The organism is Bacillus sp. MYb78, from assembly GCF_002975115.1.
GTDB classification, from domain to species: Bacteria; Bacillota; Bacilli; order Bacillales; family Bacillaceae_G; genus Bacillus_A; species Bacillus_A cereus.
Genome location: NZ_PCOB01000029.1, coordinates 1 through 18,099 on the forward strand (window position 1 = coordinate 1; position 18,099 = coordinate 18,099).

Here is an 18,099-nt window from a genome sequence, read left to right on the forward strand (position 1 = left end):
TTGCAAACGAACTTGCTAACACCTATAAGAAATAGACATAAATTATCGCCGATATGTCGTCTTTGAAAATAGCTTTAATCAGTTACATCATACTTATACGAAATGCTCATAAAGACAGTCTTAATATCAAGAATATAATCATCCAGATATTCCTTTACTTTTAAGACGAAAACGAGGCATGATATTGATTTCTACCTCAGAGTTTGCGTCAAATAATAAAAAAATACGGTTTGTAAAACTAAAAATACAACAAGCTACAACCGGCATGAAATGGATTAAGATATTTAGAAATTTAAAAGATGATTTTCAAATAGGGGGAGAGGTGGATTTAGACCATATTCTCCAATATCCGAAAGATTATATTGTAGGAGAAAATAAAAGGGTGTTATTTCCATACAATGAGAGAATTTATAAAGTTCAAGGTACTAAAATAGAACCGGGTATAACAGTAAAGGAAAGAGAGTATTTATTTAAAGAATTTCAGCGTAAATTCTCTTATTTCACAATACTTCCAGAATGTAAAAAGGTAGCTACAAATAACAAAAATGAATTATTTCCTTTATTTGCACCAAAAGGATTAGAGACATTAATATTAGAAGTTTGGTCTGAAAATATAGCGCTGGAAATAGAACAAGCATTACTTGATAGCGAAATTGTTTTGACTAAAGTTGGTGAAAATTCTTATGTATTGAATACAGATTTTCCAGTGTTATTAAAGATTGTGAGATACAATATTGAAAAGGTGTTACAAAATCCATATAAAATGCAATATTGCCAAAAATATAAAACAAATCTTGTAGATGATGTTAAGAAAGCTGTCTATGCTACCGCGGGTAAGCGCAGTGATGCGACATTAGCATTAATCGCGATGAAGAATTGTGATGGACGCGAAAAAATTGATCCAAAACAAATCATTAGAGAGGGATTTGCACGAACAAACCGTATTTCAACATTTATTAATTTATTTATAGGACAAAATGTATCTCGTAAAACAATTGTAAATAGTATTTTTAGTCTATTAGAACAAAAAGGATTTTTGAGGCGTAGTTGGAATAAGATAAATTTACCTTGTACATATGTTAGATTATCAATTGAACGAATATCGAAATTCGATTTCTTACCTATTTTTTCAAAAATAAAAGGAAAAGAAATTTTATATAAATTATATGGGAGTACAGAGTGGCAAACGATTGATTACGTATTATTAAATATAAATAAACATAATGCATTTTTACCACAACCATCAAAGAGAAATGATATGGGGGCTCTTTTTAAACAATATGTTTTCGAAACATTAATGGAAATTGTACAATATGCAAAAGAACAAAATGAACAAGTTTACTTCATTGTAGATGCAAATTTGAGAAAATATTGGATAAAAGAGTTACAAAATAAAGAAATTAATATAGATATTTTACCTGATATTGTTCCAGAGGTGTTAAAGGTTCCAAATTTAAATATTATTAGAATAAATACAGGTTTTGATGTACCAAGTTACGGTGTAATAGAATCTGATGATGCTCTAGATAGCATTGGCTTATATGCAGATCAAAAAGGGATGTATTATAGCACTGGTGAATATTCACTTAATTGTAGTGGGATTTTTCAGCGATATATACTTGAAATTTTACCATTGGGTGTAAAACCTGTAGAAAGGGATTATATCGCTAAAATGATACATTACATGTGCTGTAATTCTAGTATGCTTTCGAAAAAGAATGTACACATGACATATTCCGTACATATGGAAAAAGTAATGAAGACTTATATTACTGACATAGATGCAAGAGAGTTTAAAGAATTTGATGATGAATTGGATGTAGATGTAGTAAAGGTAGAAAAGAAAGATTCAATTACTCTACTTTAAATACTAGTAAACAAATCCTGCTCGTTATATCGATCAGGATTTGTCATTTTTTTATGTAAATAAGGATATCCTTTGTCAAGTATCTTTTCGTTTACATATTTACTTTATGTGCAGACAGGATTAATATGTTTTTTAGAAATACAAAAACTATATCATATGGAAAAAGATTTTTATTAATTGAAAAAATTTGAAAGGAATGGGGAATTGTGAAGAAATTAGATGTGCTCTTAATGCTATTGAGCGGCCTCTTTCCAATTGCAGGACTTACAAAGCAAATCCCTCTAGAACAATCTATATATATTGGAGGGCTTTTATTTTTTACTAGTTTCGGTAGTTATTTTGCTAAAAAGATGTATTCACGTATATGCAGCTGGATAGCGTATGCGCCATTTATAACATTACTGTTAGTTATTTGGCACCAGGATATTTCAACAAGTTCAATCATAGCAAATGCGAAAATTGCTGCATGTGTCGCGTTAATTCCATGTTTATTCCGTTTTCGTACATATGGACTTACTTTGGGCTTATTCTCATTATGGGCCGCTTTACTATGGGATATAAAAGAAGTACAGTCGTTAGTCATACTTGAACGCATAACGAGTTTAATGACAAGCCATTATGTATATATATTACTATTAATTGGAGGACTTGTATTAGGAGGATTACTTGCGATGTTCATTCACCGCAAAGAGAAAGATAATAAAGAAAATATAAATCTACTTGGACCAAAAAAGAAACGCAAAAGATTATCAATTAAGATTCGACTTCCAAGATTGCCGAAATTAAAGATGAAACTATTTAAGTTTGGTGGGAAAGAATCTAAAAGTAAAATGCCAGAAAAGAACCATGAGTATAAGTACGAAGAATCAGTTGCAGCATATGAAATGACAGAGCAAATAGATCCATACAAAGAAAATGCAGTTCAAGGTCAAACAAGGATGGAACGCCGAAGAAATAGGTATAATGCATAATGAAGTTTAATAATCCCGTAATGACTTATCTTAATATTGATAAATCATTACGGTATTTTTTATGTAATTAAATGAAGGTTGCTAATGTGGGGGGAACAGCATATTTTATAGGTAGGAACCAAAATGAAATAAGGGGAGGATAAAATGCTTATCATTACATATATATCTGCTTGTATATTATTCTTAGTTAGCTTTTTACATGTATATTGGGCTTTCGGAGGTAATTGGGGGACAAATAGTGTTATTCCAACTAAATCAGGGGAAAAGGCGTTTACACCTCGCGCCGGAATGACATTGTTCATTGCATTATTATTAAGTATGGCAGCAATAATTTTGTTGCAACAAGCAAAAATTGTTCATTTTGCAGTTCCTAATTTTATTATTCAAGCCGGTTCCTGGATTTGTATGATCGTCTTTTCTATTAGAGTAATTGGTGAGTTTAATTATTTTGGTATCTTTAAACGACAAAAAGATACGCACTTTGCTAGAATGGATACCGGTTTATATATTCCACTTTGTGTATTGTTATCTTTATCTTTCTTATTAACAATAATTTTGTGAGTAAATAATAGTAGTTTCTTTTCTCAAAATACATGTAAACGTGAGAAATCTAAGAGTAAATAAAAAGGATGTAAGCGCATTCTTGTCGAAATGTAAATTATTATGAAAGGCGGTGACACTATGAAGTATGTAAAAGTTAGTATGAATGGTGGAAGTGAACATAAATTCTCAATGACTTTAGATCGATTTGAAAAACTTATTACTACAGAGAATGGGATATTAGAAAATAAATTAGTATGTATTGAAAATGTAATGATTAATCCTACTAATATATCTTCTGTAGTTGAAAAAATTGGTGTACCGGCTAAGTTTATGGAAGCTTAAAATCGTTAGATAAAAAACATCCACTGGGGATGTTTTTTAATTTATAAATATGATAATCGTACAGTAAATATTTGAGTAAATTTTATAGCAATGACTATGCATATATTAAGTACCTGAACATGTTGCATAATATATGCACGAAATAATAAGTACAAGCATATATTATGTAGTAGGACAAGATCTTCGTGTCCTATTTAATACTCAGAAAAAACCTCTAATCACATAAGAGCATCCAATTGCAGGGTGCTCTTATTTTTTATGAAAATCTACTACGAGCCTTATTTTATAGTAGGATGCAATAATAAAGGGCTATTTTGAAATAGTGTTTTTTAGCCTTTAATTTTAAATTTATCTTTAACGTTAATAAATATTAAAAATAATATGATAGCAGAAATTAAGTTAGATAAGTAGAAATCTTGATGAAACAGTAGTTCGAAGATGACATAGAAAGTAACGAATAAGGCGATAGCAGGTAGTATGCAAATAAATATAAATCTCCAATTTTTTAAGTAATGTTTATAATTTGTAAGTACTTTATCCATAAATATAGCTCCTATATTTTTATTTTTATATAATTATACATTTAGATACAAGGATTTTCAAAGTAAAAATATTTAGTAATTCAAAAATATAAGAAGAGCTTTTGTTAAAAATCCAGATTGCTGTAGTAATCTGGATTTGACTTTAAAGAACTATACTAAAATGATACACTATAATCTACGTTATTTTTGAAATGAATAGAGGGATTTGTGTGATAGATAAAATTAAAAATGCTGTAGAGGATATGTACGAAGATGAGGCTAAAGATTTACTTCGAAGTATTCTCATACAGTTAAACTTATTAGAAGAAAACTATAGTGAAGATACAATTAAAAATTTGATGGATATTCCAAAACAATTAACGAGTAATCCTACTTATAAAAGGAATGTAAAAGAAAGTACGCACGTACATATTGCTTTTGATGATTCAACGGCTGGTTGCTTAAAATATATGTTAAATCAAGAAGAATTATATGAAGAGAGTATTGTTGCTTTTTCTGAATTCTTTTCAATTGGACCGATATATAAGTTGCATACGAATGAGGGGCAACTAGCAAGACAGAAGTGGTTAATAAATAATTTAACTGCTTATGATAGTTATTTTGAAGAAGAATATTTATCAAGATTTATAGCAACTATAGAAGAACTACATACTATTCCTGTTGAAACGCCTATTACAATTTGGAAGGCTGATAATGCACATGAACATGTAGGCCTAAGTTTTGTGATGGCACAATTAAAGGATAAGAAAAACATTCGAGTTATTAATACGTCTGAAGCAAGTAGAGAAATATTGAAACAAGAGTATGATATTCGTGGAACGGGAGAATTACCACCTGAAAGTTTAGCTCTATTCCAAAAAAGTTTTGCAAAGTTACCTTATTTAACTGAAGAGAAGCGAATGAATTTTGAACATGAGTGGGATAGATTATCGAAAAGCATAGAATGTTTAAGAGTGTGGGAAGAAAATGAAGTGCATTCTGTACAAGAAGATTATTTTGATCAATTTATAATTGAATGTGCGAAAAGTGTGGGTGCTAATCGAGAGTTCCTCAAAGCTCCTAGAGTAATTGGTGAAGCACTTGGTCTTGTTGAACAATTGGTTGGAGATACTTTCTTAGAATATCGCTTGAAACAATTAATTAAACAAGAAGTATTTGAATTTGAAGGTTCGTTAGATGAAATGCGTTTTTATAGTGTGAAGTTAAGGAAACAATAAACAAATTCTATTTTTGAAAGGCTCGTATTTTTAATAATACGAGCTTTTTAAGTTGAATTTGGGCTATACATAAGCTTCCCAGAGAGGGCATATCACATATGAATGTTAAAGGTAATGAATGAAAAGAAGGTGATTTATTAATATGTATAACCAACAAAATTATCCATATGATCAAGCGATGTATTATAATCCACAAAACTACGGGTATGAACCTACAAATGAAGTGAGAGATATTGAACAAGAAGATTACAGACCAGATGATGCGGAGGATGCTCCAACGTCACCACCACCGTCACAAGCGCCATCGTTACCGTCTACATTTGCTTCTCCAGCACAACCAGGCAATATGAAATCATGGATGTGTAACTGTTTAGGAAGATGGGGCTATTTACGTTTACATCGTCCTGGACCTTTTGGAAGGGATTTATGGTTCTTTCCGACTGAAGTGAGAAGAAGCGGAGTATCAGGTTACACTTGGCAAGGTGGTCGTCGTCGTAAAGTAAGTTATCGCTATCAACAAATTAGTAATTTTATGTGCTTCGCATAAAGAGAAGTGGGAGAGTAAAACGATTGTACTCTCTCACTTTTTTATTTTTCAATATACGAAGTAAGATTTTGATTAAAAATTTACAATTTTCACGTTTTTATTAGAGTATAATGCATATGTTGGTTGGTTTTCAAAAACAAATGAGAGTGAGGGAATACAATGTCAATGAAAAACAAAGTTGGGTTAAGCATAGAGGATGGCATTAATTTAGCTTCAGCTCAGTTTAAAGAAGATGCGTATGAAATTTATAAAGAATCGCGAAAAAAACAACCTATATTATTTGTAAACCAAGTTGAAATCGGTAAAGAATGGCTCATTACTAGATATGAAGATGCTCTGCCACTTTTAAAAGATAATCGTTTAAAAAAAGATTGGACAAATGTGTTTTCTCAAGATATAAAGAACATGTATCTTTCCGTTGATAATAGTGACCACTTAACAACACATATGCTAAATTCAGATCCACCTAACCACAGTCGTTTACGATCTTTAGTTCAAAAAGCTTTTACACCGAAGATGATTGCACAATTAGACGGAAGAATTGAGAGAATAGCAGATGATTTGATAAGTGATATAGAGCGAAAAGGTACATTAAATCTTGTGGATGATTATTCATTTCCATTACCAATTATTGTAATAAGTGAGATGCTCGGTATTCCAAAAGAAGATCAAGCGAAATTTAGAATTTGGTCTCATGCTGTTATTGCATCACCAGAAACACCTGAAGAAATAAAAGAGACCGAAAAACAACTATCGGAGTTTATTACATATCTTCAATATTTAGTTGATATTAAACGAAAAGAGCCAAAAGAAGACTTGGTGAGTGCTTTAATACTTGCAGAGAGTGAAGGGCATAAACTTAGCGCTCGGGAACTATATTCAATGATAATGCTATTAATTGTCGCAGGACATGAGACGACAGTGAATTTAATTACAAATACGGTATTAGCACTTCTTGAAAATCCAAATCAATTACAGTTATTAAAAGATAATCCAAAACTAATTGATTCGGCTATTGAGGAAGGATTGCGTTATTATTCTCCAGTTGAGGTTACAACTGCAAGATGGGCAGCGGAACCTTTTCAAATTCACCATCAAACAATACAGAAAGGAGATATGGTTATTATTGCATTGGCTTCAGCGAACCGTGATGAAACAGTATTTGAAAATCCAGAAATATTTGATATTACACGGGAGAACAACCGTCACATTGCCTTTGGTCATGGTAGCCATTTCTGCTTAGGAGCTCCACTTGCGAGGTTAGAAGCAAAGATTGCTATTACTACTTTGTTTAATCGAATGCCTGAACTAAAAATAAAAGGGAATCGTGAAGAAATTAAATGGCAAGGTAATTATTTAATGCGTTCTTTAGAGGAATTGCCTTTAACTTTCTAGAATAGTTAAAAGTAGACATGCATACATCGAAAATGATTTACATAGAGTATGTATGTGTTATTTAAATTCGAAACGGAAGGGTGAAGACATCCCAATGATCAACTAATTCTATTTGTAAGAGATCTTCGTTAAAAAACGAAATATTCTTCTGAATAGGATTAGTCTGTACATTTATAGAAAAGGGATGTATTATTTCGCTCTGCGAATATATAGTCTTTTTATATGATTTGTGCTGCCTCCTGTTCAGAACATGAAATAGGAGGCTTTTTTATGTCGACAAATGTAGTAACGAAACAAAACAATGGGGTATCACAAGTATTAAAAAATCGGTTTGTACAAGGGATTTTAGCATCAGCATTATTTTTACAAATAGGAATATGGGTTTGAAACTTTGCGGTATTACTATATGTAATGGAAATGACAAAAGGTGATGCTTTTGCTATTTCCATGATTTCAGTTGCTGAATTCGCTCCAATTTTTATTTTTTCATTTATTGGCGGTACCTTTGCTGATAGGTGGAAGCCAAAGAAGACAATGATATGGTGTGAAACGTTAAGTTCCATTTCAGTATTCGCTGTCTTAATTACGCTTATGTTTGGAACGTGGAAAATTGTGTTTTTTGTGACACTCATCTCTGCAATCCTTTCACAGTTTTCACAACCATCTGGAATGAAGTTGTTTAAACAACATTTATCAACGGAACAAATTCAATTAGCGATGTCTATATATCAAACGATATTTGCAATATTTATGGTATTAGGACCAATTCTAGGGACATTTATCTTTCACAGTTTTGGAATTTATATTTCAATCATCATAACAGGTATCTCGTTTTTACTTGCGGCAGTTGTATTGTTATTTCTTCCGAAAGATCTTGAAAACGACGTAGAAAAGAAAGATATCACTCTGCTGCAGGAGATGAAGGATGGTATTAAGTATGTCAAAAAGAAAAAAGCATTAACTTTGCTAGGGCTTTGCTTTATGGCTGCAGGACTAGGTATAGGATTAATTCAACCATTAGGTATATTTATTGTGACTGAGCAGCTAGGATTATCAAAAGAGAGTTTACAGTGGCTACTAACAGTAAATGGTGCGGGTATGATTGTTGGCGGAGCATTAGCAATGGTATTTGCGAAAAACGTTGCTCCGCAAAAGATGTTAATTATCGGTATGCTTGGTCAAGCAATTGGTATTGGCATTATAGGATATTCTACAAATTTATGGGTGACACTTACAGCTCAGCTTTTTAGTGGCTTAGCTCTTCCTTGTATCCAAATTGGTATTAATACGCTTATTATTCAAAATAGCGATACCGATTTTATAGGTCGTGTAAATGGTATTTTAAGTCCGCTATTTACCGGTTCAATGGTAGTAACGATGAGTATAGCTGGCTCATTAAAAGAGATGTTTTCATTAAGTATGATGTATGAAGGGACGGCTTTACTTTTTATAATTGGATTATTGTTTATTTTACCTATATATAATTTAAAGCCAGTAATAGCGGTAGAAAGTGAAATAAGTGGTAAAGGAAGTGCTGTACAAAATGAATCCTAATCCAAATGTTAAATACCCTATTGAAGGAAATCAAAACGTTCAATTTATAAAAAATACAATAACAAAGCCTAATATAATTGTTGGTGACTATTCTTATTATGATGCGAAAGATGGAGAAACATTTGAAAATCGAATATTACATCATTATGAATTTCTTGGGGATCGCCTTACTATTGGAAAGTTTTGTTGTATTGCATCTGGAGTTAACTTTATTATGAACGGAGCGAATCATCGGATGGATGGATTTTCGGCATATCCATTTAATATCTTTGGAAATGGGTGGGAGAAGTATACACCTAGTTTGTCTGATTTACCTTACAAAGGCGATACGGTTATAGGAAATGACGTTTGGATTGGTATGGACACAACTATTATGCCCGGAATAAAAATAGGAGATGGTGCAATTATTGCAGCTAAATCTGTTGTGACTAGAGACGTCGCACCATATACAATTGTTGGTGGAAATCCAGCAAATAAAATAAAAGAGAGATTTTCAAATGAAATAATAGAAGAATTATTACAAATTCAATGGTGGCATTTTGACATTGAAAAAATAACTGAAAATATAGATGTGATTGTACGAGGAGATATTGAACCATTAAGAAAGCTAAAAAGGGAATAAAAAATGGATGACAAAGAGTATCATACCTCCGAATTTTGTTAATGATAATAGAACAAGGAGGTGTGATACTATGGCACAAGACGTTTTATGTGAAGTGAATAACTGTAAATTTTGGGCGAACGGTAATAAATGTAGTGCAGAGGCAATTTACGTAGTAAGTCATAAAGGTAAACATGCATCTACAACGGAAGAAACAGATTGCAAAACTTTCGATCCAGAAGTGTAAATGTTTGAAGGGTAGCCAAATCGTGGTTGCCCTTTTATTAATTATAGTATTGATAATAAATATCATTTTCATTCATTGTTTTTAACTTTTCTTGTTATTTTTTCATATTTTTTTCATAAGTGATGTAATCCAACTCAATTCATGTTCAATTCGTGATTTACTAAATTCAATGACTTCAGTAATAAAAGATGAGGTAACATCTAGAGACTGAATAGCAGTAAGCTGATTATGTAGTACGTTTTGACGTACAGTCAAAATCTCTTTTCTATCCTCATAGTCAAGTTTTTCAAATAGCGCAATACGAACAAGAAATTCTGTATTGTTTGTCGCAAGTTTTTCGGGAAACTCTCGTAACATTTCAGAAAAAATTTCTTCTCCTGTTTCTGTTATATCGTACATATTTCGGTTTGGTTTTCCGACTTGTTTATGTATTTTTTTCGTTATAGCACCCATATTTTCAAAGCGCCGAAGGGCTGGATAAAGCATGTTGTGATTTAATTCGAAATTTTCACCTAAACGATTTTGAACATTTTTTTTAATTTCATATCCATGTTTTGGTCCTGTCGTTAATTCTGCTAGTAGTAAAATGTCAACGTACATAAAAATCCCCCTTATATATTTCTCAAGTTCTCTAATGAAAAATCCCCTTTGGTATATGTTAAAATAACATATGATAGTTTATACAACTTTGGACTGCCGACCTATCACTTTTATTGTAAAAGAAAAGGGAGGAAAGAACTATGGCTTCACCTGAAAATGTTATTTTAGTTCATGAAATTTCAAAGCTGAAAACAAAAGAAGAATTATGGAATCCATATGAATGGTATCGTTTGATGAGGGATAATCACCCAGTTCATTATGATGAAGAGCAGGATGTATGGAATGTTTTTTTATATGATGATGTAAATCGTGTTTTATCAGATTATCGTTTATTTTCAAGTAGAAGGGAGCGCAGACAATTCTCAATCCCTCCTTTAGAAACTAGAATAAATATAAACTCTACAGATCCACCAGAACATCGTAATGTACGTTCCATTGTTTCTAAGGCATTTACTCCAAGAAGTTTAGAACAGTGGAAACCTCGAATACAGGCTATCGCAGATGAACTTGTACAACATATCGAAAAATGTAGTGAAGTTAATATCGTTGAACAGTTTGCTGCACCTTTACCTGTTACCGTTATTTCCGATTTATTAGGAGTCCCAACAACAGATCGTAAAAAAATTAAAGAATGGTCTGATATTTTATTTATGCCGTATAGTAAAGAAAAGTTTAATGATCTGGATGCCGAGAAAGGGATAGCATTACATGAATTCAAAGCATACCTTCTACCGATTGTTCAGGAAAAGAGATATCATTTAACCGATGATATCATTTCTGATTTAATTCGAGCTGAATATGAAGGCGAAAGATTAACCGATGAAGAAATTGTAACCTTTTCATTAGGTTTACTAGCGGCTGGGAATGAAACCACTACAAATTTAATTATTAATAGCTTTTATTGCTTTTTAGTAGATTCACCTGGAATTTATGAAGAGTTAAGAAAAGAACCTAACTTAATTTTAAAAGCGATTGAGGAAGTATTACGCTATCGCTTTCCTGTTACATTAGCCCGGAGGATTACAGAGGATACAAATATATTTGGTCCTTTCATGAAAAAGAATCAGATGATTGTTGCGTGGGTTAGTGCAGCGAATTTAGATGAGAAAAAATTTTCACAAGCCTCTCAATTTAATGTACATCGAACAGGAAATGAAAAGCATTTAACCTTTGGGAAAGGTCCTCACTTTTGCTTAGGAGCACCTCTTGCACGTTTAGAAGCTGAGATTGCATTAACTACCTTTATAAATGCTTTTGAAAAAATAGAGCTATCTCCATCTTTCTGTTTAGAAAAATGTATATTGGAAAATGAACAAACATTAAAATACTTACCTATTCGATTGAAAGCCAAATAAAAATCTTAACAAGGTGCATACATTTGCATCTTGTTTTTTTGTTTCTCAATTGTGAGTTTTCGGCAATTACCTTAATATGGAATTGTATAAAACGTAGAGGAGGATTCTTATGTTGACTTGTAATGGAAGTAAATCATTTCAAAAGTTTATTAAAGGTGTTACAAATCTTATGGAAAACGGTTTATTTGAAGAAGAAATAGTGTGTGGCATTGAAAAATTACTAGAAGAACTTTTAGAAAAGAAAACATGGCTTCCGTTAGAAAAACAGAAGGCCAATTTGACCCAATATGCAAGACATTTATTGTATGAAGATCCGCTCAAACGTTTTGAAGTACTAGCTCTCGTATGGAAAGATGGACAATCTACACCTTTACATGATCATGACGGCACATGGGGAGTAGAAGGCGTTTTTTCAGGAAGGATAATGGTACAGAACTTTATACAAACGAAACAACTTGGAAATTCACTTGTTTATTTAACACATACAGGAAATCTTTATTTGGGAGAAGGAGAAACTGATAAAGTAATTCCACCAGCAGATTGTCATATTCTTGAAATTAGCGAAAATGAAAGCGTTATTACGATTCATGTCTATGGAAAACGATTAGAAAAGTTTAAAGTATATATCCCAACTGAAGAAAAAAACGTGTACATGTGTGAGACAAAATACATTAGTTATAATTCATAGTTTAAAATCCAAAGCTTTTTTAAAAAGAAAAGCTTTGGATTTTATTTTTAATTATTTCTTGACCTGAAACGCTTTTCATAAATTATAAATAAGAAGTACCTCACGAGGTTTGTATGGAAACGATACCTAATAATTAATTAGAACTCGTGTATTTATAGAAAGTGGTGAAGAAATAATGAAATTAATCGCAATTGATTTAGATGGAACTCTTCTTTCGGGGAATAAAATGATAAGTAAAGAAAATGCAGAAGCAATTCGAACATGTCAAGAAGCTGGCCATGTTGTAGCAATTTGTACAGGACGTTCTATTGTTGACATTGAGCGATTATTGTTAGAAGTTAATTTAGAGTGTCCAATCATTGCGGAAAATGGGGCTCTTATATATAAAGATAAAAAAATGATGAAGAGATATCCAATTCAAAATATGCAGGCACTTGAAATTGTAGAATATCTTGAAGAGAATGGTTTATATTATCAGCTTTATACTGATAAAGGTGTGTATGTACCGGATTATGGAGTAGAGAGTGTACGTAATGAAATTGAGTATGTGAAGAATTCAAAAGAAAATTTCGACTTGAAAGAGTTAGAAACAATCGCAGCATTATATCTTGAGCATACAGCGTTTCATAGTGCGGAAAGTTGTAAACCAATTGTAGAAACAGATATACATGTGCATAAACTATTACCATTTTCTTATGATATTGAGAAATTAAAAAAACTAAAAGAAACATTTCTTCATAATACAGATTTAGCAATTACATCTTCATATTGGCACAATTTAGAGATTAATCATCGAGATGCTCAAAAAGGGAATGGATTATATACTTTAGCAGAACATCTTAATATTCCGGTTGAAAACACTGTAGCGATAGGTGATGGACTAAACGATGTTTCTATGATGGAAAAAGCGAATATATCAATTGCAATGGGAAATGCAGTTGAAGAAATAAAAGCAATGTGTAAATACGAAACGTTATCAAATGAAGAACATGGTGTGGCACATGCTTTATATAAATATGTAATGTAATTAAAAAAAGAAAAAAGAATCCAAATGGATTCTTTTTTCTTTTTTATTAGGGGTAAGGTATTCTATGAGATTCATAGAAGCCTTATTACATTTCATTATATAGAATATATTGGAATAAATGTGTATATTTTTCATAAAAATTGTGAATATTTTATGAACTTTATACTTATTGCATGTTTATACCGCTATTAGTGACGCGTATGACTCTCAAGTGAAAATTCAGTGAATGTAAGGAGGAATTCAAGTTAGCTAGACAATAAATGAGGAATGGACGAAATATATTCTTTTCTTGTTTTAATTGAAAAATAAAATTTGTTCGAATAATTATTCTACAGCTATATACCTACACTAGCTTTCTTCGTATAATGGAGAAGTATGAATTTTAGATTTGTATTAATTTTACATATTGAGGTGAACAAAGAATGAATTCGCGGCTAATGGAACTTATTGATGTGAGTACAATAGAAACCATGGCAGAACAATTTTATAAATTAACTAACATATCACATCAACTTCTTGATGCTGAAAAAGAGTGTGTTTTTTCATTCGGAATGAATGAAATAAAAAAGAGTAAACTTCCAAAGATTGAAATCCCCATTTTCTTATACAATCAACATTTAGGATCTTTTGTTGTATGGTCCAAAAAAAGTGAAATTTTCAGTTGTCAAAAATACTTTGAAATGCTCTCAAGTTTAATTTTAGATGGTGCAATAAAAGTATTTCAAAGTAAAAATACAACGTTGCTTTCTCGGAAAGAGGAGGAACTACATACGATTTTACAAAACATGCCTGTTATGGTCGATGCGCTTGATTATAATGGAGATTTTGTTTTGTGGAACCGAGAATGCGAAATCGTAACAGGTTATACCGCTGAAGAAATAATTGGAAATCCAAATGCACTGCAATTATTGTATCCTGATCATAATTATCGCCATCAAATACAAAAGAAATTTTTAACTTGTGGAAAAAATTTCAGAGATTGGGAAATGCACTTAACATGTAAAAATGGTGAAATCAAAACAATAATGTGGTCGAATATCTCAGAACAGTTTCCTGTAACAGGATATAGTTATTGGGCTGTTGGTGTAGATATTACGCATTTAAAAGCGATAGAAGAGCAGTTAAAACAACAAACATCTGAACTGGAATTAATTTTTAAAGCTTTACCAGATTTATGTTTCTTAACAGAAGATGATGGCACGATTATTGATTACAAGGCAGGATCTCCTACGAAGTTTTACGTACCCGCAGAAGCTTTTATGGGAAAAAAGTTTTACGAAGTATTACCATCTTCAGTAGCACAGCAGTTTCAGGAAGCCATTAATCAAGTGAAGGAAAAAGGAACGAATGTAATTGTAGAATATCCACTCACACTTAATGGAAGTATTGATTTCTTTGAAGCTAGGTGCTTACCATTATTACGTGATAAAATTATGATTATTGTACGCGACATTACAGAGCGAAAAAAGACAGAAGAATTGTTAAACAAATCAGATACGCTTGCAGCAATTGGTCAATTAGCAGCTGGCGTAGCTCATGAAGTAAGAAATCCTTTAACTGTAATTAAAGGTTTTATACAGTTATTCCAAATTAATAAAGAAGATCAAGAAAGATATTTTGATCTTATGCTTTCTGAAATTGAAAGGATAGAAGCGATCCTGCAAGAATTTCTGTCAATTGCTAAAACAGATGAAATAAATACAGAAAAGAAAAATATTTATCAAATTTTTAAAAATGTCGTATCGTTAATGAATACAAAAGCAATTATGACAAATATTCAAGTTGAACTATTTACGGATGACAAAGATATAATTATTGAATGCTCAGAAAATCAATTGAAACAAGTATTTATTAATATTTTGCAAAATTCAATCGAAGCTATGCCAAATGGTGGGGAAATTTCAATTCACATAAAAGAAATAAATGATGATGGTGTCATCATTCATGTAATAGATGAAGGAATAGGAATACCTGAAGAAAGAATTAAGAGATTAGGTGAACCTTTTTATAGTACGAAAGAAAAAGGGACTGGTATTGGATTAATGTTAAGTTATAAAATTATTGAAAGTCATCAAGGGACAATTAGTATCATGAGTGAGGTTGGTGTCGGGACAACAGTAACTATTTACTTACCGAAAGTACTAAGTAAACAATCTCTTTCTAATTGTGACGACAAATGTATACCAATACGCACTAGTAGTAATTCTTAAATCAATTAATACCCAATAACAAAGCGATTAGTGAAAACTAAGCTTTTTGTTATTGGGTATTTTTTATATTTAATTTAGTAAACTTTACCTTTTCTTTACCTTTGTTTTAATTTCTATTAAGTTTTAAACATTATATTAATATTTGTACAAAGCAATGTATAGAAATTGTACATTACTTTTAATATAGAAATGTGATTATTATTTGAAATATTGTAAGGAGGAGATTATGACAAGGTGAAAAAGCAAGAGAAGAAAAGTGGTAGAGTAGTACCTCTCCGGTTAAATATTTTATTCCTTTGTGTATTTTTATTATTTTCTGGCATTATTATTCAGTTAGGGAAAGTGCAAATTTTTGATGGAGAAACATATAAAAATGAAGTAGAGAAGAGAGAAAATGCAACCGTGGGCCTTTCTGTACCACGTGGGAAAATATTTGATCGTGAAGGAAATCCAGTAGTTGATAATAAGTCTTTACGTACGATTACATATACAAAGGTGAAAGGTGTAAAACAAGAAGAAATATTAAAATCAGCAAGACAACTTGCAGATATTATTGAAATGCCACAAGAAGATATAGATAAGTTAACTGAGACTGATAAGAAAGACTTTTGGATGCAATTAAATCCAGAACTTGCTCAAGACTTAGTATCAAAAAAAGAAATAGATAAGTTCCGAGATAAGGATATTACCGGAAAAGAGCTAGACAAAAAAATAGAAGATTTAAAAAGGAAACGCGTTACAGATAAAAATCTTCAAGAACTAACGGCTAAAGATATAGAAGTGTTAGCTATTAAAAGTAAAATGACCTCAGGTTTTCAAATGGCACCTCAAATTATTAAAAAGGACGTTAGTGAACAGGAATATGCGGTGATTAGTGAAAATTTAGCGAACCTTCCAGGAGTAGACGCATCAGTTGATTGGGAGAGAATCTATGTAAATGATGGATTATTCCGTTCTGTCCTTGGTAACGTTTCAAATGCTGATGAAGGATTGCCACGTGAACGATTAGATTATTATTTAGTGCGTGATTATAGCCGAAATGATAGGGTCGGCAAAAGTTATATCGAACAGCAATACGAAGATGTACTTCATGGTACAAAAAAAGAAGTAAGAAGCATTGCTGATAAACAAGGAAATACTATTAGAACGGAAACTGTTACTGAAGGGAAAAGCGGTAAAAATTTAACTTTAACAATAGATATGGAATTGCAAAAAAAAGTAGAGGAGAGCATAGAAAAAATATTAAAACAATATATAGGATCAGAATCAATGTTAGACCGTGCTTTCGTAGTGATGATGAATCCGAAAAATGGCCAAGTATTATCAATGGCTGGGAAAAGGCTTGTAGAAAAAGATGGGAAAATGGAAGTAGAAGATTATGCTTTAGGCACGCTGACAAGTTCATATGAGCTTGGATCAACGGTTAAAGGTGCGACAGTGTTAACAGGGTTTGAAACAAATGCAATAACTCCTGGAACACATTTTTATGATGCACCTATGAAGTTTAAAGGAACCAAGGAAAAGAAGTCTTGGAAAAATTTTGGTGATATAGACGATCTAAGAGCGTTACAAGTTTCTTCAAACGTTTATATGTTTAATATAGCATTGAAAATTGCTGGCGTGGATTATGTAAAAAATAGTTCGCTAGATATTAAACAAGAATATTTTGATAAAATGAGGTATTATTTCAGGCAATTTGGACTAGGCGTACAAACTGGTATTGATTTACCAAATGAAACTGCAGGACAAATTGGAAGAAAAGATAATCAGCCTGGTTTCTTATTAGATTATTCTATTGGACAATATGATACGTATACACCACTTCAGCTTGCACAATATATTTCGACTATCGCAAATGGAGGGTATCGAATGAAACCACAAATTGTTCAAGAGATTAGAGAACAAACCGTTCAAAAAGATGAGGTTGGTAAAGTAGTACAATCAATAGAACCCGTTGTTTTAAATAGAATCGATATGAAACAAGAATATATTAATCAAGTAAAAGAAGGATTTAGAAAAGTATTTCAAGAAGGAGATGGAACGGGAGTAAGAGCGTTCCAAAAAGCACCATATAAACCAGCTGGTAAAACAGGGACCGCACAAACTGTATATGGTGGAGAAAATGAAATTGGGCGAAATGCGAAAGGCGATCGTAGAGAATGTTATAACTTAACATTAGCTGGATATGCGCCATATGATGATCCAGAAGTAGCATTTTCTGTTGTAGTACCGTGGGTTGAAAATGATAAATCGGGCATTAACTCCGATATTGGAAAAGAAGTTTTAGATGCTTATTTTGATTTGAAAAATAAGCGATTAACTGGTGAAGCGCCAAAAACAGATACCTCTAAAGAGAATTAAAATGGACGAAACGTCTCTAGCATTCATGTGAA

At 31.8% G+C, this 18,099-nt stretch carries 16 protein-coding genes and 1 pseudogene; 15 read left to right on the forward strand and 2 right to left on the reverse strand.

Features of this window, described 5'->3' with window-relative positions; all coding sequences use genetic code 11:
- Positions 1-184 precede the first annotated feature (184 nt).
- The 4 genes from CQ064_RS29885 (at position 185) to CQ064_RS29900 (ending at position 3,723) form a co-directional block, all read left to right on the forward strand.
- Positions 185-1,867, forward strand: a complete 1,683-nt coding sequence (locus CQ064_RS29885; RefSeq protein WP_000626125.1) for an RNaseH domain-containing protein — start codon at positions 185-187, stop codon at positions 1,865-1,867.
- A gap of 206 nt (positions 1,868-2,073) precedes the next feature.
- Complete coding sequence (locus tag CQ064_RS29890; RefSeq protein WP_000732186.1) at positions 2,074-2,838, forward strand: DUF3959 family protein; 765 nt, start codon at positions 2,074-2,076, stop codon at positions 2,836-2,838.
- 144 nt (positions 2,839-2,982) lie between these two features.
- Positions 2,983-3,399, forward strand: a complete 417-nt coding sequence (locus tag CQ064_RS29895; protein ID WP_000905570.1) for a DUF3995 domain-containing protein — start codon at positions 2,983-2,985, stop codon at positions 3,397-3,399.
- A gap of 120 nt (positions 3,400-3,519) precedes the next feature.
- A complete protein-coding gene (locus CQ064_RS29900; RefSeq protein ID WP_000878371.1) occupies positions 3,520-3,723 on the forward strand; it encodes a hypothetical protein in 204 nt (67 codons plus the stop codon).
- Positions 3,724-4,052: 329 nt separating this feature from the next.
- Here the strand turns inward: CQ064_RS29900 and CQ064_RS29905 are convergent, their stop codons facing one another.
- Positions 4,053-4,265 carry a hypothetical protein gene (locus CQ064_RS29905; RefSeq protein ID WP_000362069.1) on the reverse strand — a complete coding sequence of 71 codons (213 nt, stop codon included), beginning with the start codon at positions 4,263-4,265 and terminating at the stop codon, positions 4,053-4,055.
- Positions 4,266-4,474: 209 nt separating this feature from the next.
- Between CQ064_RS29905 and CQ064_RS29910 the strand changes: the two genes are divergently transcribed.
- From CQ064_RS29910 to CQ064_RS29940, 6 genes and pseudogenes are all read left to right on the forward strand, one after another.
- On the forward strand, positions 4,475-5,482 hold the full coding sequence (locus tag CQ064_RS29910; protein WP_000565693.1) for a DUF1835 domain-containing protein: 1,008 nt from the start codon (positions 4,475-4,477) through the stop codon (positions 5,480-5,482).
- 142 nt (positions 5,483-5,624) lie between these two features.
- Positions 5,625-6,029 carry a hypothetical protein gene (locus CQ064_RS29915; protein ID WP_000282689.1) on the forward strand — a complete coding sequence of 135 codons (405 nt, stop codon included), beginning with the start codon at positions 5,625-5,627 and terminating at the stop codon, positions 6,027-6,029.
- Between the two features lie 159 nt (positions 6,030-6,188).
- Positions 6,189-7,424: a cytochrome P450 family protein gene (locus tag CQ064_RS29920; RefSeq protein WP_000062121.1), complete on the forward strand. Its 1,236-nt coding sequence runs from the start codon at positions 6,189-6,191 to the stop codon at positions 7,422-7,424.
- 270 nt (positions 7,425-7,694) lie between these two features.
- Positions 7,695-8,978: pseudogene (locus tag CQ064_RS29930) on the forward strand (MFS transporter).
- A complete protein-coding gene (locus tag CQ064_RS29935) occupies positions 8,968-9,600 on the forward strand; it encodes a Vat family streptogramin A O-acetyltransferase (RefSeq protein ID WP_001069254.1) in 633 nt (210 codons plus the stop codon). Before CQ064_RS29930 ends, CQ064_RS29935 begins: the two are co-directional and overlap by 11 nt.
- Before the next feature lie 70 nt (positions 9,601-9,670).
- The gene (locus CQ064_RS29940; RefSeq protein WP_000046095.1) at positions 9,671-9,826 is read left to right on the forward strand and encodes a DUF1540 domain-containing protein; all 156 of its coding nucleotides are present in this window, start codon (positions 9,671-9,673) and stop codon (positions 9,824-9,826) included.
- A 102-nt stretch (positions 9,827-9,928) separates the two neighbouring features.
- Here CQ064_RS29940 and CQ064_RS29945 read toward each other — a convergent pair whose 3' ends face one another.
- Positions 9,929-10,426: a PadR family transcriptional regulator gene (locus CQ064_RS29945; protein WP_000289124.1), complete on the reverse strand. Its 498-nt coding sequence runs from the start codon at positions 10,424-10,426 to the stop codon at positions 9,929-9,931.
- 140 nt (positions 10,427-10,566) lie between these two features.
- Here CQ064_RS29945 and CQ064_RS29950 point away from each other — a divergent pair, with 140 nt between their 5' ends.
- The 5 genes from CQ064_RS29950 (at position 10,567) to CQ064_RS29970 (ending at position 18,067) form a co-directional block, all read left to right on the forward strand.
- Entirely contained in the window at positions 10,567-11,781 is a 1,215-nt protein-coding gene (locus tag CQ064_RS29950; RefSeq protein ID WP_000168009.1) for a cytochrome P450, read from the forward strand.
- A 109-nt stretch (positions 11,782-11,890) separates the two neighbouring features.
- A complete protein-coding gene (locus tag CQ064_RS29955) occupies positions 11,891-12,469 on the forward strand; it encodes a cysteine dioxygenase family protein (protein WP_000954443.1) in 579 nt (192 codons plus the stop codon).
- Between the two features lie 175 nt (positions 12,470-12,644).
- Complete coding sequence (locus CQ064_RS29960) at positions 12,645-13,496, forward strand: Cof-type HAD-IIB family hydrolase (RefSeq protein WP_000766393.1); 852 nt, start codon at positions 12,645-12,647, stop codon at positions 13,494-13,496.
- A gap of 422 nt (positions 13,497-13,918) precedes the next feature.
- Complete coding sequence (locus CQ064_RS29965) at positions 13,919-15,706, forward strand: PAS domain-containing sensor histidine kinase (protein ID WP_001088549.1); 1,788 nt, start codon at positions 13,919-13,921, stop codon at positions 15,704-15,706.
- 234 nt (positions 15,707-15,940) lie between these two features.
- Positions 15,941-18,067: a peptidoglycan D,D-transpeptidase FtsI family protein gene (locus CQ064_RS29970; protein WP_000743772.1), complete on the forward strand. Its 2,127-nt coding sequence runs from the start codon at positions 15,941-15,943 to the stop codon at positions 18,065-18,067.
- Positions 18,068-18,099 lie beyond the last annotated feature (32 nt).